The organism is Bacillus swezeyi (assembly GCF_030908325.1).
GTDB lineage: Bacteria > Bacillota > Bacilli > Bacillales > Bacillaceae > Bacillus > Bacillus swezeyi.
This window is the reverse complement of the sequence record NZ_CP133085.1, coordinates 3,334,882-3,348,051: the sequence shown is the minus strand read 5'-3', so window position 1 is coordinate 3,348,051 and position 13,170 is coordinate 3,334,882. Positions and strand designations below refer to the sequence as shown.

13 protein-coding genes are annotated in these 13,170 nt (G+C 43.9%); all 13 read left to right on the top strand.

From position 1 onward, the window contains the following. Positions 1–111 precede the first annotated feature (111 nt). The 13 genes from RBH91_RS16570 to motS all read left to right on the top strand — a co-directional run bounded on the left by RBH91_RS16570 (position 112) and on the right by motS (position 12,773). Complete coding sequence (locus RBH91_RS16570; protein WP_076761416.1) at positions 112–432, top strand: thioredoxin family protein; 321 nt, start codon at positions 112–114, stop codon at positions 430–432. Positions 433–451: 19 nt separating this feature from the next. Continuing rightward, on the top strand, positions 452–1,258 hold the full coding sequence (locus tag RBH91_RS16565; protein ID WP_076761417.1) for a DUF1444 domain-containing protein: 807 nt from the start codon (positions 452–454) through the stop codon (positions 1,256–1,258). Between the two features lie 20 nt (positions 1,259–1,278). Then, positions 1,279–1,884 carry a YtpR family tRNA-binding protein gene (ytpR, locus tag RBH91_RS16560; RefSeq protein ID WP_307892260.1) on the top strand — a complete coding sequence of 202 codons (606 nt, stop codon included), beginning with the start codon at positions 1,279–1,281 and terminating at the stop codon, positions 1,882–1,884. 185 nt (positions 1,885–2,069) lie between these two features. Continuing rightward, positions 2,070–4,949 (top strand): DNA translocase FtsK, encoded by a 2,880-nt coding sequence (locus RBH91_RS16555; protein ID WP_307892259.1) that lies wholly within the window; start codon positions 2,070–2,072, stop codon positions 4,947–4,949. Between the two features lie 263 nt (positions 4,950–5,212). Next, positions 5,213–6,511 (top strand): UDP-N-acetylmuramate--L-alanine ligase, encoded by a 1,299-nt coding sequence (gene murC, locus RBH91_RS16550; RefSeq protein WP_307892258.1) that lies wholly within the window; start codon positions 5,213–5,215, stop codon positions 6,509–6,511. Positions 6,512–6,677: 166 nt separating this feature from the next. Beyond that, positions 6,678–7,103 carry a DUF948 domain-containing protein gene (locus RBH91_RS16545; RefSeq protein ID WP_307892257.1) on the top strand — a complete coding sequence of 142 codons (426 nt, stop codon included), beginning with the start codon at positions 6,678–6,680 and terminating at the stop codon, positions 7,101–7,103. Further along, positions 7,104–7,520, top strand: a complete 417-nt coding sequence (locus tag RBH91_RS16540; protein ID WP_307892256.1) for a YtxH domain-containing protein — start codon at positions 7,104–7,106, stop codon at positions 7,518–7,520. It begins immediately after the preceding gene. Between the two features lie 19 nt (positions 7,521–7,539). Then, a complete protein-coding gene (gene ytxJ / locus RBH91_RS16535; RefSeq protein ID WP_307892255.1) occupies positions 7,540–7,866 on the top strand; it encodes a bacillithiol system redox-active protein YtxJ in 327 nt (108 codons plus the stop codon). 149 nt (positions 7,867–8,015) lie between these two features. Further along, complete coding sequence (locus RBH91_RS16530) at positions 8,016–8,549, top strand: hypothetical protein (protein ID WP_307892254.1); 534 nt, start codon at positions 8,016–8,018, stop codon at positions 8,547–8,549. A 221-nt stretch (positions 8,550–8,770) separates the two neighbouring features. Continuing rightward, positions 8,771–9,847, top strand: a complete 1,077-nt coding sequence (locus tag RBH91_RS16525) for a bifunctional 3-deoxy-7-phosphoheptulonate synthase/chorismate mutase (RefSeq protein WP_076761425.1) — start codon at positions 8,771–8,773, stop codon at positions 9,845–9,847. 319 nt (positions 9,848–10,166) lie between these two features. Next, positions 10,167–11,171 (top strand): catabolite control protein A, encoded by a 1,005-nt coding sequence (ccpA, locus tag RBH91_RS16520; protein ID WP_307892253.1) that lies wholly within the window; start codon positions 10,167–10,169, stop codon positions 11,169–11,171. 92 nt (positions 11,172–11,263) lie between these two features. After that, complete coding sequence (gene motP, locus RBH91_RS16515; RefSeq protein ID WP_307892252.1) at positions 11,264–12,082, top strand: flagellar motor protein MotP; 819 nt, start codon at positions 11,264–11,266, stop codon at positions 12,080–12,082. Beyond that, positions 12,072–12,773, top strand: coding sequence for a flagellar motor protein MotS (motS, locus tag RBH91_RS16510; RefSeq protein WP_307892251.1), 702 nt, complete (start codon positions 12,072–12,074; stop codon positions 12,771–12,773). Before motP ends, motS begins: the two co-directional genes overlap by 11 nt. The last annotated feature ends 397 nt before the right edge of the window (positions 12,774–13,170 follow it).

Sequence of the window (13,170 nt, the reverse complement as noted above, 5' to 3'; positions counted from 1 at the left end):
ACGGGTATGATACATAAAGATACGTTCATATACTGCAAAAGTCTGGCTATAGAGCCGCTTGTCTGGTATGATCCGAGTGGATGATCAGAATATATATTGGAGGCGTTGATTTTGAAAACAATCGAATCTCATGAAGAATTGAAAAAAGCTATAAATGATGATTTGTCACTTTTGATGTTTTCGGCTGACTGGTGTCCTGACTGCCGTTTTGTAGAGCCGTTTTTGCCAGAGCTTGAAGCAAACTATCCGGAGTTTACATTCTGCTATGTTGACCGCGATAAATTTATCGATACATGCGCCGAGTGGAACATTTTCGGAATTCCAAGTTTTCTCGCATTTAAAAACGGAAACGAAATCAACCGCTTTGTCAGCAAAGACCGAAAAACGAAAGAGGAAATCGAGCAGTTTTTGACAGATTCGCTGAAAAAGTAGCAGAAAGGAGAGTTCCTCTATGAAAATGACGTCAAGGAAACTTTCCGATATTTTAAAAAAACGTTTGCAAAATGACAGCTGGTCTTTTCATTTCGACAGAGAAAAAGATACGTTGAGGATCGAAGACAAAAATACGGAAAAAGGCATTACACTCGAGCTGCCGGGCATTATCGCGAAATGGGAGCAGAGAAAAGAAGAAGCCATCGACGAAGTTGTCTATTATACAAAAGAAGCGCTCAATGCGATGAAAGGCCAATCACAGGAAATGGAGGGACGGGAAAGCCTGATTTATCCCGTTATTCGCTCGACATCATTTCCGCAGAAGTCGAGCGCAGGCATCCCGCTGATTTTCGATGACCATACGGCTGAGACGAGGATTTATTATGCCCTTGATCTCGGCAATACGTATCGGCTGATTGACGAGAAAATGCTTGAGAAAGAAGGCTGGTCAAAGGAAAGAATCAGGGAAACGGCTTCCTTTAACCTCCGCTCGCTTCGCACGGTTGTCAAAGAAGATGTTGTCGCAGACAATCATTTTTACTTTTTTAGAGCCAACGATGGCTATGATGCCAGCCGTGTTTTAAATGAATCTATTCTCGCGGAGTATGAAAAAAATGCGCAGGGAGCGCTTGCGGTTTCAGTCCCTCATCAAGATGTGCTCATTATAGCCGATATCCGCAATAATGCCGGGTACGATATTCTCGGGCAAATGTCGATGAGCTTTTTTGCAAACGGTACGGTGCCGATTACGGCGCTCTCCTTTTTATATGAGGAAGGAAAGCTCGAACCGATTTTTATACTGGCTAAAAACCGCCCTAAAAAGTAACGGCAGAAAGGAATTTTTTGATGAATGTATTTTATAACAAAGAAGGAGTAGGCGATACGCTTTTGATCGCCCTTCATGACATTGCCCGTGAAGACATCGCATTTGAGATCTATAGAGATGTCGTCAAAATTTTTCATAAAGAAACGAAGGAAACTTCAGGCTACAACATTTTTAATGCATCATCCTATATGAACATCGCGGAAAGCGGTTCAATCGCCCTTTCTGAGAGCTTTGTTCAGGATGTAAACGAAATTTTGGTCCGCAACGGGCTGAAAGACGAGCTGACAGTCGATCTGTCTCCGAAATTTGTCATCGGATCTGTCGAAGAAAAAGTGAAACATCCGAATGCCGATAAATTGAGCGTCTGCAAAGTGAACGTAGGCAGCGAGACACTCCAGATCGTCTGCGGAGCGCCGAATGTCGAGGCAGGGCAGAAAGTCGTCGTAGCAAAAGTCGGAGCCGTCATGCCAAGCGGCATGATCATCAAAGATGCGGAACTCAGGGGAGTGGCATCAAGCGGCATGATCTGCTCTGCAAAAGAACTGAACCTTCCTGATGTACCGAGGGAAAAAGGAATTCTCGTGCTTGATGAAAGCCATGAGGTCGGGGAAACCTTTACATTTTAAAACGGCATAAAATGAACAAAACTTTCGAATACATGTAAAAAGAAAGCCGCTGGGTAGACAAACTTGGCGGTTTTTCTATTCGGCGGGCGGACAGGGGTGACCTTGTTCTTTTCTGGCGGGTGAAGCAATGGTATACTAAAAATCGTCCCCGAAAAATTTAAGGGAGAGTTAGAGAGTGATGATTCATGAGCTGGTTTAATAAAATGTTCAGCCTGTTTCTAGGCGATGATGAAAATAGTGAAAAACAGACGAAACAGACAGATGAGTCGGTGTCAGCTTCGTCTTTTGAAGAAAATGAAGAACTGCCGCAAATTTCGGATGCAAAAGTCGTATATGAATACCCAAAAGGCAAATTCCGTTTTCCTGTGATACCTGATCATAAGTCCCAGCAAAGGGAAAAAAGCGAAGGACGCCAAGCAAGGAGCCGACGCTCCGACAGCCATCCTTCAGGTTATCAGCCAACATCCGGTTTTTCAAACGAAGAGGTCAAAAAATCGGCGAAAAAGCCTTTTAGACCGTCTGTCATACCTTCACCGGTTTACGGTTTTAACGAACAAAAAAAGGTCAGGCCAAACGATTTGCCAAAAAACGAACCGTACAGCGGCAAGAAACAAAAAGAAGCACACGTAACGCTTTTTACTGAAGAAATTAAAAAAGAACAGGACCTCACCGAAAAAAAGCCGCCGTCAGCCTATCAAGACACGGCACTTTCCGGAACGAATAAAAAAACTGAAGAAACTGAACAACATTTCCAGACAGAAGAAGTCGAAAAAGCCGAGCGCTTTTCCGAGACAAAGAAGGCTGCTCAGCAGGACAGTGGCCAGGAAGATGCAGCAACAGGACCGCTGAACGATGATAAAGAAACTCATCAGCTGGCAGAAGAAGCGCCTGTTCAGCAGGAAAAAGCCGCAGCGGGGCTGCTGAACAGTACAGAAAAAGCCGCAGAATACGCCCATTCGCCGGCAGAGGTAGAAGAAGCGGAAGAAGAACTCGCTCAGCAGGATCATTTCCAGCAGGGAGCAGCTGCCGAAATGCCGATCGGTATGAAAGGCAACGAGATCGGTCAGCCGAGGGCTGAAGAAGCAGAAAAAGAGCCTGTTCAAGAGGAGCAGGAAGAGGCGCCCCCAGAAAAACTCAGCTGCGCTGCAGAAGCTGAAGAAATCGATCAGCTGCCGGCAGAAGGCATTGAGAAGAGCCAAAGCTTCTTCGGGGAAACACAGTCATCCGCATATCAATCTTCAGACATCGCAGTTCAAGAAGAGCCGTCTGCTGAATCAATCGGTGCACCTGAGAAAAGTGAAGCTGCAATGTCTTCCCGGCCGGAGGCGCTTTTAGAAGGTGAAGAGGTATCAGCAGAAGATAAAATGCCTAAGGAACCTGGGCAAAGCGAGTCCGAATCTGCCAATAGGCAGAATGACGAGGAAGTCCAGCAGCATGATAAAGTAAAGGCTGATCAAATAGACAGCGGCCATCACGGTCAGCAGTCAGAGGCCGGTCAAGCAAATGACAAAGCAGATGAAGCTCCGGCAGCTTCATTGAAACAAAAAACAAAAACCGCACCAAAAACGCAGCAGGGCTCTGTTCCGTTTAATGTGATGATGTTCTCGTCAGATAAACAAAAAGAAAAGGTATCTCCAGGATACCAGTTTCCTAATATGTCCCTGCTTGATATACCGCCGGCCCAAAAGCAGGATGATCATGCATGGATAAACGAGCAGCGGGAGCTCTTGGATGTGACGCTTGAAAACTTTAATGTTAAAGCAAATGTCGTTCATGTTACACAAGGGCCTTCTGTGACGAGATTTGAAGTGCACCCTGAGCCCGGTGTGAAAGTCAATAAAATCACAAACTTATCGGATGATATTAAACTGAGCTTATCAGCGAAAGACATCCGCATCGAGGCGCCGATTCCCGGAAAGAATACAATCGGAATCGAAGTTCCAAATTTACATAGCAAAATGGTTTATTTGCGCGAAATGATTCGAAGCCCGGAATTCAGAACGAATCCGTCGCCTTTGACGGCGGCTCTCGGCCTTGATATTTCCGGAAAGCCTGTCGTGGCAGACCTGAAAAAAATGCCTCACGGGCTGATCGCGGGCGCTACCGGATCAGGAAAAAGCGTATGTATCAACACGATTTTAGTCAGCCTGCTGTTTAAAGCGGCGCCTTCAGAAGTGAAGCTTCTGCTCATCGACCCTAAAATGGTGGAGCTTGCTCCGTATAATGAAATTCCGCACCTTGTCAGCCCTGTCATTACAGACGCTAAAGCGGCTACGGCTGCTTTGAAATGGGTGGTCGAAGAAATGGAGCGGCGCTATGAATTATTTGCTCATTCCGGCGTTCGGGAAATCGAGCGTTTCAATGAAAAGGTTCATGAAAAGAATATGGGCGAAAAACTTCCATACCTTGTCGTGGTGATTGATGAACTTGCCGATTTAATGATGGTTGCTCCGAACGAAGTGGAGGAAAGCATCTGCCGAATCGCCCAAAAGGCCAGAGCATGCGGCATCCACCTTTTAATTGCGACGCAGCGGCCGTCTGTTGACGTCATCACCGGCTTGATTAAAGCCAATATTCCGACCAGAATCGCGTTTTCCGTTTCAAGCGGTGTCGATTCACGAACGATTATCGATATGGCGGGAGCGGAAAAGCTTCTTGGAAAAGGAGACATGCTCCTCTTGGAGAATGGATCAGGCAAACCGGTCCGACTTCAGGGAAACTTTGTATCCGATCATGAGATTGACCGGGTCGTCTCACACGTCAGACAGCAGCAGAAGCCATCCTATTTATTTGAACAAGAAGAGCTGGTCAGACAGAATCCGGCTGGATTTGACCAGGACGAACTGTTTCTTGAAGCATGCGAATTTACCGTTGAACAGAACAGCGCCAGCACCTCCAGCCTGCAGCGCCGTTTCCGCATCGGCTATAACAGAGCTGCCAGATTGATCGATATGATGGAAAGAGAAGGCATGATATCGGAGGCAAAAGGTAGCAAGCCGAGAGAAGTGCTGATGACAAAGGCCGATCTGGAACAGCTGATAGAAAGTAGTTCACTTTTCAGCTAAACATGGTATGATAGCTGATGGGCGTGTTTTTTGCAGCGCCGCATATTAAAGCGCCGCCCGCGGCGTTTTAATCCGTTTTTAAGAGGATTGCCGAAGGATTCAAAAAATCCTTCATCGAAAAGGTTTATTCACTCTTAAAAATGCCTGATACTGAATATAGTTAACACTTAGAAGAGAAAATTGATGCGGCCGGGCTTTAGGTTGCAAATTGAAATAAGCGTCATATACTGGAAAGCAGATAGACGTTTGTTGGAGGTACAATTATGACTGTTTATCATTTTGTAGGAATAAAAGGGACAGGTATGAGTCCGCTTGCCCAAATTCTCCATGATAATGGATATACTGTCCAAGGATCGGATATCGAAAAGTACATTTTTACACAGACTGCATTAGAAGAAAGAAAAATTTCTATTTATCCTTTTGATCCCGAAAACATTAAGCCGGGAATGACAGTTATTGCAGGGAACGCCTTTCCTGATACTCATCCCGAAATTGAAAAAGCGCGTGCCGAAGGCCTGCCTGTCGTGCGCTATCATAAATTTCTCGGGGACTACCTGAAAAAGTTTACAAGCATTGCCGTTACAGGGGCGCATGGCAAAACTTCAACAACAGGGCTTTTATCCCATGTGATCCAAAAAGCGAAACCGACTTCTTATTTAATCGGAGACGGTACGGGTAAAGGCTGCGAAAACAGCGAATATTTCGTCCTTGAAGCCTGTGAATACAGGAGGCATTTTCTGAGCTATCAGCCGGATTATGCCATCATGACAAATATTGATTTTGACCACCCTGACTATTTCGCAAATATTGACGATGTATTTGATGCGTTTCAAACGATGGCTCTTCAGGTAAACAAAGGGATCATCGCTTGCGGAGACGACGAGTATTTGATGAAAATCCATGCAAATGTTCCGGTCGTTTACTACGGCTTTGCGGAGGAAAATGATTTTCAGGCGAGAAACGTCATCAAAAACACGGAAGGCACAACCTTTGATGTTTTCGTCCGAAATACTTTCTATGACACGTTCTATATACCGGCTTACGGAAGCCATAACGTTTTGAATGCATTATCTGTCATCGCGCTTTGCCATTACGAGCAAGTGGATGTCGACATTATTAAAGAAGGGCTTAAAACCTTTGGCGGTGTAAAGCGGAGATTTAATGAAAAAATCATCGGAAACCAAGTTCTGATTGACGATTACGCCCATCATCCGACAGAAATCACGGTGACGATCGAAGCTGCAAGACAAAAGTATCCCGACAGAGACATTGTCGCGGTATTTCAGCCGCATACTTTTACCCGGACACAATCTTTCATGAATGAATTTGCCGAAAGCTTGAAGAAAGCCGATTACGTATATCTTTGCGATATATTCGGATCAGCCCGTGAAAACGCAGGAAAGCTGACGATCACTGATCTGCAGGAAAGAATCGGGCAGGCGAAGCTGATTGATGAAAATGATACATCCATTTTAAAAGAACATGAAAATGGCGTTTTGATTTTCATGGGTGCAGGAGATATTCAAAAGTATTTAAGAGCATATGAAAATGTATTAGCATAACATACAAAAGGCAGTGTGAGTCAATCCGCTGCTTTTTTGTACATATCGAGGCAGACAATTGGTTAAAGGATTTTATCTAAATGTGTAGAAAAAATATATAAAGAGGTTTACAATTTGATCAATTGGGTATACATCAATTATAAGCCTATAGCTTGAGGAGGATTAGATGATTATTATTCTTTATTTAAGCGCCGCACTCATTGCCGTTGCTTTTCTTATTTTAGTTATTTATTTATCAAAGACATTAAAATCCCTTCAAATGACGCTGAATAATGTCGCATCGACCTTAGAAGGGCTTGAAGGACAGATGAAGGGTATTACGGATGAAACAACAGAGCTCCTACATAAAACAAATCGTCTCGCGGATGACATTCAGCAAAAATCTTTGAAATTGAATACGGTTGTTGACGCTGTTCAAGAAGTCGGAACTTCCGTCCGGCAGTTTAACAGTTCAATTCAGCAGGTGTCTGACTCTGTCACATCAGCAACAGAGCAAAACCGTGAAAAAATTTCTCAAGTTGTCAGCTGGAGCAATGCAGCTTTAGAAATTTGGAATAAATGGAAACGAAAGAAGATGAAGGAGGAATTATAAATGAGTAAAGATGGAATGAATACGAAAGATTTTCTCGTCGGTACATTTGTTGGAGGGATCATCGGGGCAGCGGCAGCTTTGTTTCTGGCGCCGAAATCAGGCAAGGAGCTTCGCGATGATATCGGAAACCAGGCCGTTGTTCTGAAAGACAAAACAGGCAAGCTGACAAATGAAGCGAGAGAAAAAGGCTCGGAATATGTCAGTATCGCAAAGGAAAAAACATCTTCTATTTCACAGCTTGTAGCTGATCAATCATCTCAGTTCATGGATAAAGTCAAAGATTTGCGAAGCAAAGGTGCCGAAAAAGCTGATGAGATGAAGGCAGAAGCATCCTCTGCAATCGAAGAAACAGCTGAGGATGCCAAAAACGAAATCGAGAATGAAGCAAGGGAAACAGCAGATACGGCCCAGAAATAAATGCGGAAAGGGAGATATCATGTCAAAGCAGCTCATTCAAACAGAGGATGAATTTAAACGGCTTGTAGAACAGAATGATACGTTTATCTTTTTGAAACACAGTATTACATGCCCGATCAGCAGGCGCGCTTTTGATGAATTTGAAGCTTTCGCCAATCAGCATGAAGACTATCCCACATATTATTTACAGGTGCAGGAAAGCCGTCCGTTATCAAACTATATAGCTGAACATTACGGGATTAAGCATGAAAGCCCTCAAGCCATCATTTTCACAAACGGCAAAGTAAAATGGCATGCCTCCCATTCACAGATTACCGCACAGGCTCTTGCAGAAAACAGCAAATAGGCATTAATGAAAAAAGACCAATTCGCATCAGCGTATTGGTCTTTTTTTTTTGATCTTGAGGCTTTTACCTACTGGAAATGCCTTTTTACGAAAATGCATCGTTTGAACCATCGTTCTGCGATATAATAAAGCAAGCGGGAGGTGATGTGATGAGCAACGAATTAAAGGACATGCTTCAATCCGTTCTAAAGGAAGAACTCAATCCGATCAATCAGCGCTTGGATGGAATAGATAAGCGTTTAGGCAAAATGGATGAGCGCTTCAATGAAGTGGACGAGCGTTTCAACGCAGTGGACGAGCGCTTCAATGAAGTGGACGAGCGTTTCAACGCAGTGGACGAGCGCTTCAATGAAGTGGACGAACGTTTCAACGCAGTGGATGAGCGCTTCAATGAAGTGGACGAGCGTTTCAACGCAGTGGACGAGCGCTTCAATGAAGTGGATGAACGTTTCACCGCAATGGATGAGCGCTTCAATGAAGTGGACAAGCGGCTTGACCGCCTTGAAGCAGATGTAAAAGACGTGAAAAAAGGACAGGAACAGCTCCAAAAAAACATCATCGAAAGCATGGGGCAATTTACAGATAACATAACTGAATATGTCGATGATAAGACCGCAGCTTTGAATCAGCGGGTATATACCGTAGAAACCGAGATACAGCGGCTTTACAGACAATCAAGTTAAAGAATCAATACATGATTCTTTTTTTTTCTTTTTTTGAAGATCCGCGATAAATACCTACACAGCAAGGGATCAATCGCATATTATACTTTATCGCTTAAAAGCGTTTGGGTAATAAAGAATTTTTTCGTGACATTTTATCAAACATTGTTTATAATTAACCCTAATCAATTGAATCATTTATTATCTCATACAGGATGAAGCCAAAAGAAAGGATGAATAATATGAGCAATACTGAACTAGATATGCTGAGGCAGCAGGCGAATGAATTAAACTTGCAGATTTTAAAGCTGATTAATGAAAGAGGAAGAATTGTCCAAGAGATTGGAAAAGCGAAGGAAGCCCAAGGGATCAATCGCTATGATCCGGTCAGAGAAAGAACGATGCTGAACAACATTATTGAAAATAATGATGGTCCATTTGAAAACTCCACAATTCAGCATATTTTCAAAGAGATTTTTAAAGCGGGGCTTGAACTGCAGGAAGATGATCACAGCAAGGCGCTCCTTGTTTCGCGCAAGAAAAAGCCTGAAAATACAATTGTTGATCTAAAAGGCGAAAAAATCGGCGATGGTGAACAAAGGTTCATCGTCGGTCCATGTGCGGTTGAAAGCTACGACCAAGTTGCCGAAGTGGCAGCAGCGGCTAAAAAACAAGGCTTGAAACTGCTTCGCGGCGGAGCCTTCAAACCGCGTACAAGCCCTTATGATTTCCAGGGGCTTGGTGTCGAAGGCTTAAAAATCTTAAAACGTGTTGCTGATGAGTATGATCTGGCTGTCATCAGTGAAATCGTCAATCCACAGCATATTGAAGAAGCGATTGACTACATCGATGTCATCCAAATCGGAGCCCGCAACATGCAAAACTTCGAGCTGTTAAAAGCGGCTGGTTCCGTGAAAAAGCCTGTCCTTTTAAAACGCGGGCTTGCTGCTACATTGAAGGAATTCATCAATGCGGCGGAGTACATCATGTCACAAGGAAACGATCAAATCATCCTTTGCGAGCGCGGGATCAGAACGTACGAAACAGCGACGAGAAATACTTTGGATATTTCAGCTGTACCGATTCTTAAACAGGAAACGCATCTTCCGGTATTCGTGGATGTCACTCATTCAACAGGACGTCGCGACCTCTTGCTCCCTACGGCAAAAGCAGCGCTTGCGATCGGAGCTGACGGCGTAATGGCCGAAGTTCATCCTGATCCATCTGTCGCGCTTTCCGACTCTGCACAGCAAATGGATATTCCGACATTTGAAAAGTGGCTGAATGAGCTGAAGCCGCTGGTTCAGGTCAAAGCATAATTTATCAAATCCATTTTGGACCGCTCTCGACAAGCGGTCCTTTTTTGTATTTAAAAATTGTCGAAAAAAATTCTTATTTTTAATTAAAAGTTGTTTTTTCCTATTTAAATTAATTATAAAAATAAAGGGAACGTTTTCATATTAGGTAAAACCGTGTATAATTTCAGAAGAGAACCTTTTGCTTTGAACAATTATGAAAAATAATGTAAACTGGTCTTCCGTTTATTTTACATAAAGTATGACATTTTGACATTTCTCTACATGAAAATGTTTATGCTATAGAATAAGAAAAGTGTACCCAGTTGAAGGAGTGGTAAAAATGAGTAATGTGACAATATATGATGTGGCACGAGAAGCAAATGTAAGTATGGCGACAGTTTCACGAGTGGTCAACGGAAATCCGAATGTAAAGCCGACGACGAGAAAAAAGGTGCTTGAAGCCATCGAGCGTCTCGGGTATCGTCCAAACGCTGTGGCCAGAGGCCTGGCAAGCAAAAAAACGACAACTGTCGGTGTGATTATCCCTGATATTTCCAGTATCTTTTATTCAGAGCTGGCCAGAGGAATTGAAGATATTGCTACGATGTACAAATACAACATTATTTTGAGCAACTCTGATCAAAATATGGACAAAGAACTGCATCTCCTCAATACGATGCTCGGAAAGCAAGTCGACGGAATCGTATTTATGAGCGGAAATGTAACGGAAGACCATGTTGAAGAATTTAAACGTTCACCTGTACCGATTGTGCTTGCGGCGTCTGTTGAAGAAAAAGGAGAAACGCCTTCCGTTGCAATCGATTATGAGCAGGCCATTTATGATGCAGCGAGCATGATGATCGAAAAAGGCCATAAACGGCTGGCGTTTGTAGCCGGCCCGCTGATTGAGCCGATCAATAAAGTCAAGAAGCTTCAGGGCTTCAAAAGAGCGCTCAAGGATCATGGCCTCGAATTTAAAGAAGAGTATGTTGCAGAAGGCGACTATACGTACGATTCCGGGATGGAAGCGCTGGAGGCGCTCATGAAGCTTGATGAAAAACCGACGGCTGTCCTTTCTGCCACAGATGAAATGGCGCTTGGAATCGTTCATGCCGCACAGGACAAAGGACTATCAATTCCGGAAGACCTTGAGGTCATCGGATTTGACAATACAAGACTTTCACTAATGGTTCGTCCGCAGCTCTCGACAGTCGTTCAGCCGACATATGACATCGGTGCCGTGGCTATGAGACTTCTGACAAAGCTGATGAACAAGGAAGAAGTCGAAGAGCACATTGTCCAGCTGCCGCATCGAATTGAATTAAGACAATCTACAAAATCCTAAAAAAACAAAATTAAACAAGAAAGAAAGCAAGTGTTCACAAGTTTTCGTGAATGCCTTGCTTTCTTTTCCTTGAGCTGGAGAGAATGTAAAAAATGAAACGATTTGATTATCTTACACCGGTCGGTTTTATTTTAGGTATTTTCATTTTAGTGATCGGCGTGGTCTCAGGAGCGGGTCTTTCCGGTTTTTATTCATTTATTGATTTAACGTCCTTTTTTATCGTGACAGGCGGATTATGCGCGGCTGTATTTGTCAGTTTTTCTCCGAAAGATCTAAAAAAAGCGCCATCTGTGCTGAAGCAGGTATTTGTTTCGGAAGATGATGATGTGCGGGATTTGGTTAAAACCTTTGTGACGCTTTCTGAGCAGGCGCGCAAACAGGGCATCTTATCCTTGGACGCAGATGTGAATGAAATGAATGACCCCTTTTTAAAAAAAGGGCTTCTTTTGGCCATCGACGGCTGGGATGAGGAGACGATCCGCAATGTGATGAACGCGGAAATCGCTGCGATGGAAGAAAGGCACAGAAAGGGAAGAAGAGTCTTTGAAAAAGCTGGGGAGTTTGCGCCTGCATGGGGAATGATCGGAACCCTCGTCGGACTTGTGATGATGCTTAAAAATCTGAACAAACCTGAAACGCTCGGTCCGAACATGGCCATCGCCCTTTTGACGACGCTCTATGGATCACTTCTATCCAACATGCTGTTTATTCCAATCGCTGCAAAGCTTGAAGAAAAGACGGAAAATGAAATCTTTAAGAAGCAGGTGATGATAGAAGGAATCATCGGCATTCAGTCAGGAAGAAATCCGCGCAACCTTGAAAGCCAGCTCGTCGTATTCGGCTCCAAAGAAGAATGGAAAAAAAAGCATGCGGAAAACATGAAGCAAAAAGGACCGGCTCATGAAGCTTAGGCATGAAAGAAGAAAGCGCGAATCCGGCCGCAAATCGTCCAACTGGATCATCACGTTTTCGGATTTGATTACGCTGATTCTCGTGTTCTTTATTTTACTGTTTTCAATGTCGCAAATCGATTTAAATAAATTTAAAGCGGCGGTAGGTTCGTTTCAGGACAGAGCCGATGGGGAGTCCGCGGCGGAACAAACAGACCGGGGCCGTGATCAGCATGCGAAAAAAGCGGCTGACAGTCAGGATGATTTATTAAAGAAGATCAATGACTATATTGAAAAAAATCAGCTCTCAGGCCTTATCACGGCTAAGCGTGATGAACGCGGCGTCATCCTTGTGCTTCAAGAAGCGGTCCTCTTTGATTCGGGAAAAGCAGATATTAAGGATCAGGCTTACCCGCTTTTGCATAAAATCGCCGTACTGCTGAAAACGGTGTCCAATCCTATCAATGTAGAGGGGCATACAGACAACCGTCCGATTTCCACGTACCGCTTTCCTTCCAACTGGGAGCTATCTGCAGCAAGGGCGAGCACTGTGATCGGATATTTTACAGAAAAAGAAAAACTCGACTCTTCCCGCTTTCTCGCTGTCGGGTACGCCGATACAAAACCGGTCAGGGACAATCGCACTGAAAGCCATATGAAGGAAAACAGGCGCGTCGAAATCGTGATCAGCAAACTGAATACAAAGAAATAAAGGTCTTGCCGCGGGCAAGGCCTTTTTTCACGCCAATTCATCCTGACTGGCTTCAGCAGTATGAGAATGACTTTAAAAAAAGAAAGAATAAATGAACACGATCGACTCAGGATCGCGTGTATTTCAGAAGAGCGGTATTGAATTCAAAAATCGCGATTTGCCGGAAGCCTCGCTCCATTATCGCGAGGCAAAGGGGTAAAAGGGCAATGTTATAGCTGTCATGAAGCGTGTTCGGATGGAACTTGAGGAGGATAATCATAGGTGCCCTAGGTTTTTCAAGCTGTCGGAAGTGCTATTGAAAATGCACGGCCTAATGAAAAGATGGCTATCATTCTGCTGTATACTTTATGAAACGATACAACTTGGTCGTTCAAGCTGTCTTTCACAAACTTTTCGG

What these genes read in the sequence shown, in the direction of transcription:
- ytxJ (WP_307892255.1), top strand. Translation starts at nt 7,540, where the DNA reads ATGTCAAAGCAGCTCATTCAAACAGAGGATGAATTTAAACGGCTTGTA.
- RBH91_RS16530 (WP_307892254.1), top strand. Translation starts at nt 8,016, where the DNA reads ATGAGCAACGAATTAAAGGACATGCTTCAATCCGTTCTAAAGGAAGAA.
- RBH91_RS16565 (WP_076761417.1), top strand. Translation starts at nt 452, where the DNA reads ATGAAAATGACGTCAAGGAAACTTTCCGATATTTTAAAAAAACGTTTG.
- murC (WP_307892258.1), top strand. Translation starts at nt 5,213, where the DNA reads ATGACTGTTTATCATTTTGTAGGAATAAAAGGGACAGGTATGAGTCCG.
- RBH91_RS16545 (WP_307892257.1), top strand. Translation starts at nt 6,678, where the DNA reads ATGATTATTATTCTTTATTTAAGCGCCGCACTCATTGCCGTTGCTTTT.
- motP (WP_307892252.1), top strand. Translation starts at nt 11,264, where the DNA reads ATGAAACGATTTGATTATCTTACACCGGTCGGTTTTATTTTAGGTATT.
- RBH91_RS16525 (WP_076761425.1), top strand. Translation starts at nt 8,771, where the DNA reads ATGAGCAATACTGAACTAGATATGCTGAGGCAGCAGGCGAATGAATTA.
- ytpR (WP_307892260.1), top strand. Translation starts at nt 1,279, where the DNA reads ATGAATGTATTTTATAACAAAGAAGGAGTAGGCGATACGCTTTTGATC.
- ccpA (WP_307892253.1), top strand. Translation starts at nt 10,167, where the DNA reads ATGAGTAATGTGACAATATATGATGTGGCACGAGAAGCAAATGTAAGT.
- RBH91_RS16555 (WP_307892259.1), top strand. Translation starts at nt 2,070, where the DNA reads ATGAGCTGGTTTAATAAAATGTTCAGCCTGTTTCTAGGCGATGATGAA.
- RBH91_RS16540 (WP_307892256.1), top strand. Translation starts at nt 7,104, where the DNA reads ATGAGTAAAGATGGAATGAATACGAAAGATTTTCTCGTCGGTACATTT.
- motS (WP_307892251.1), top strand. Translation starts at nt 12,072, where the DNA reads ATGAAGCTTAGGCATGAAAGAAGAAAGCGCGAATCCGGCCGCAAATCG.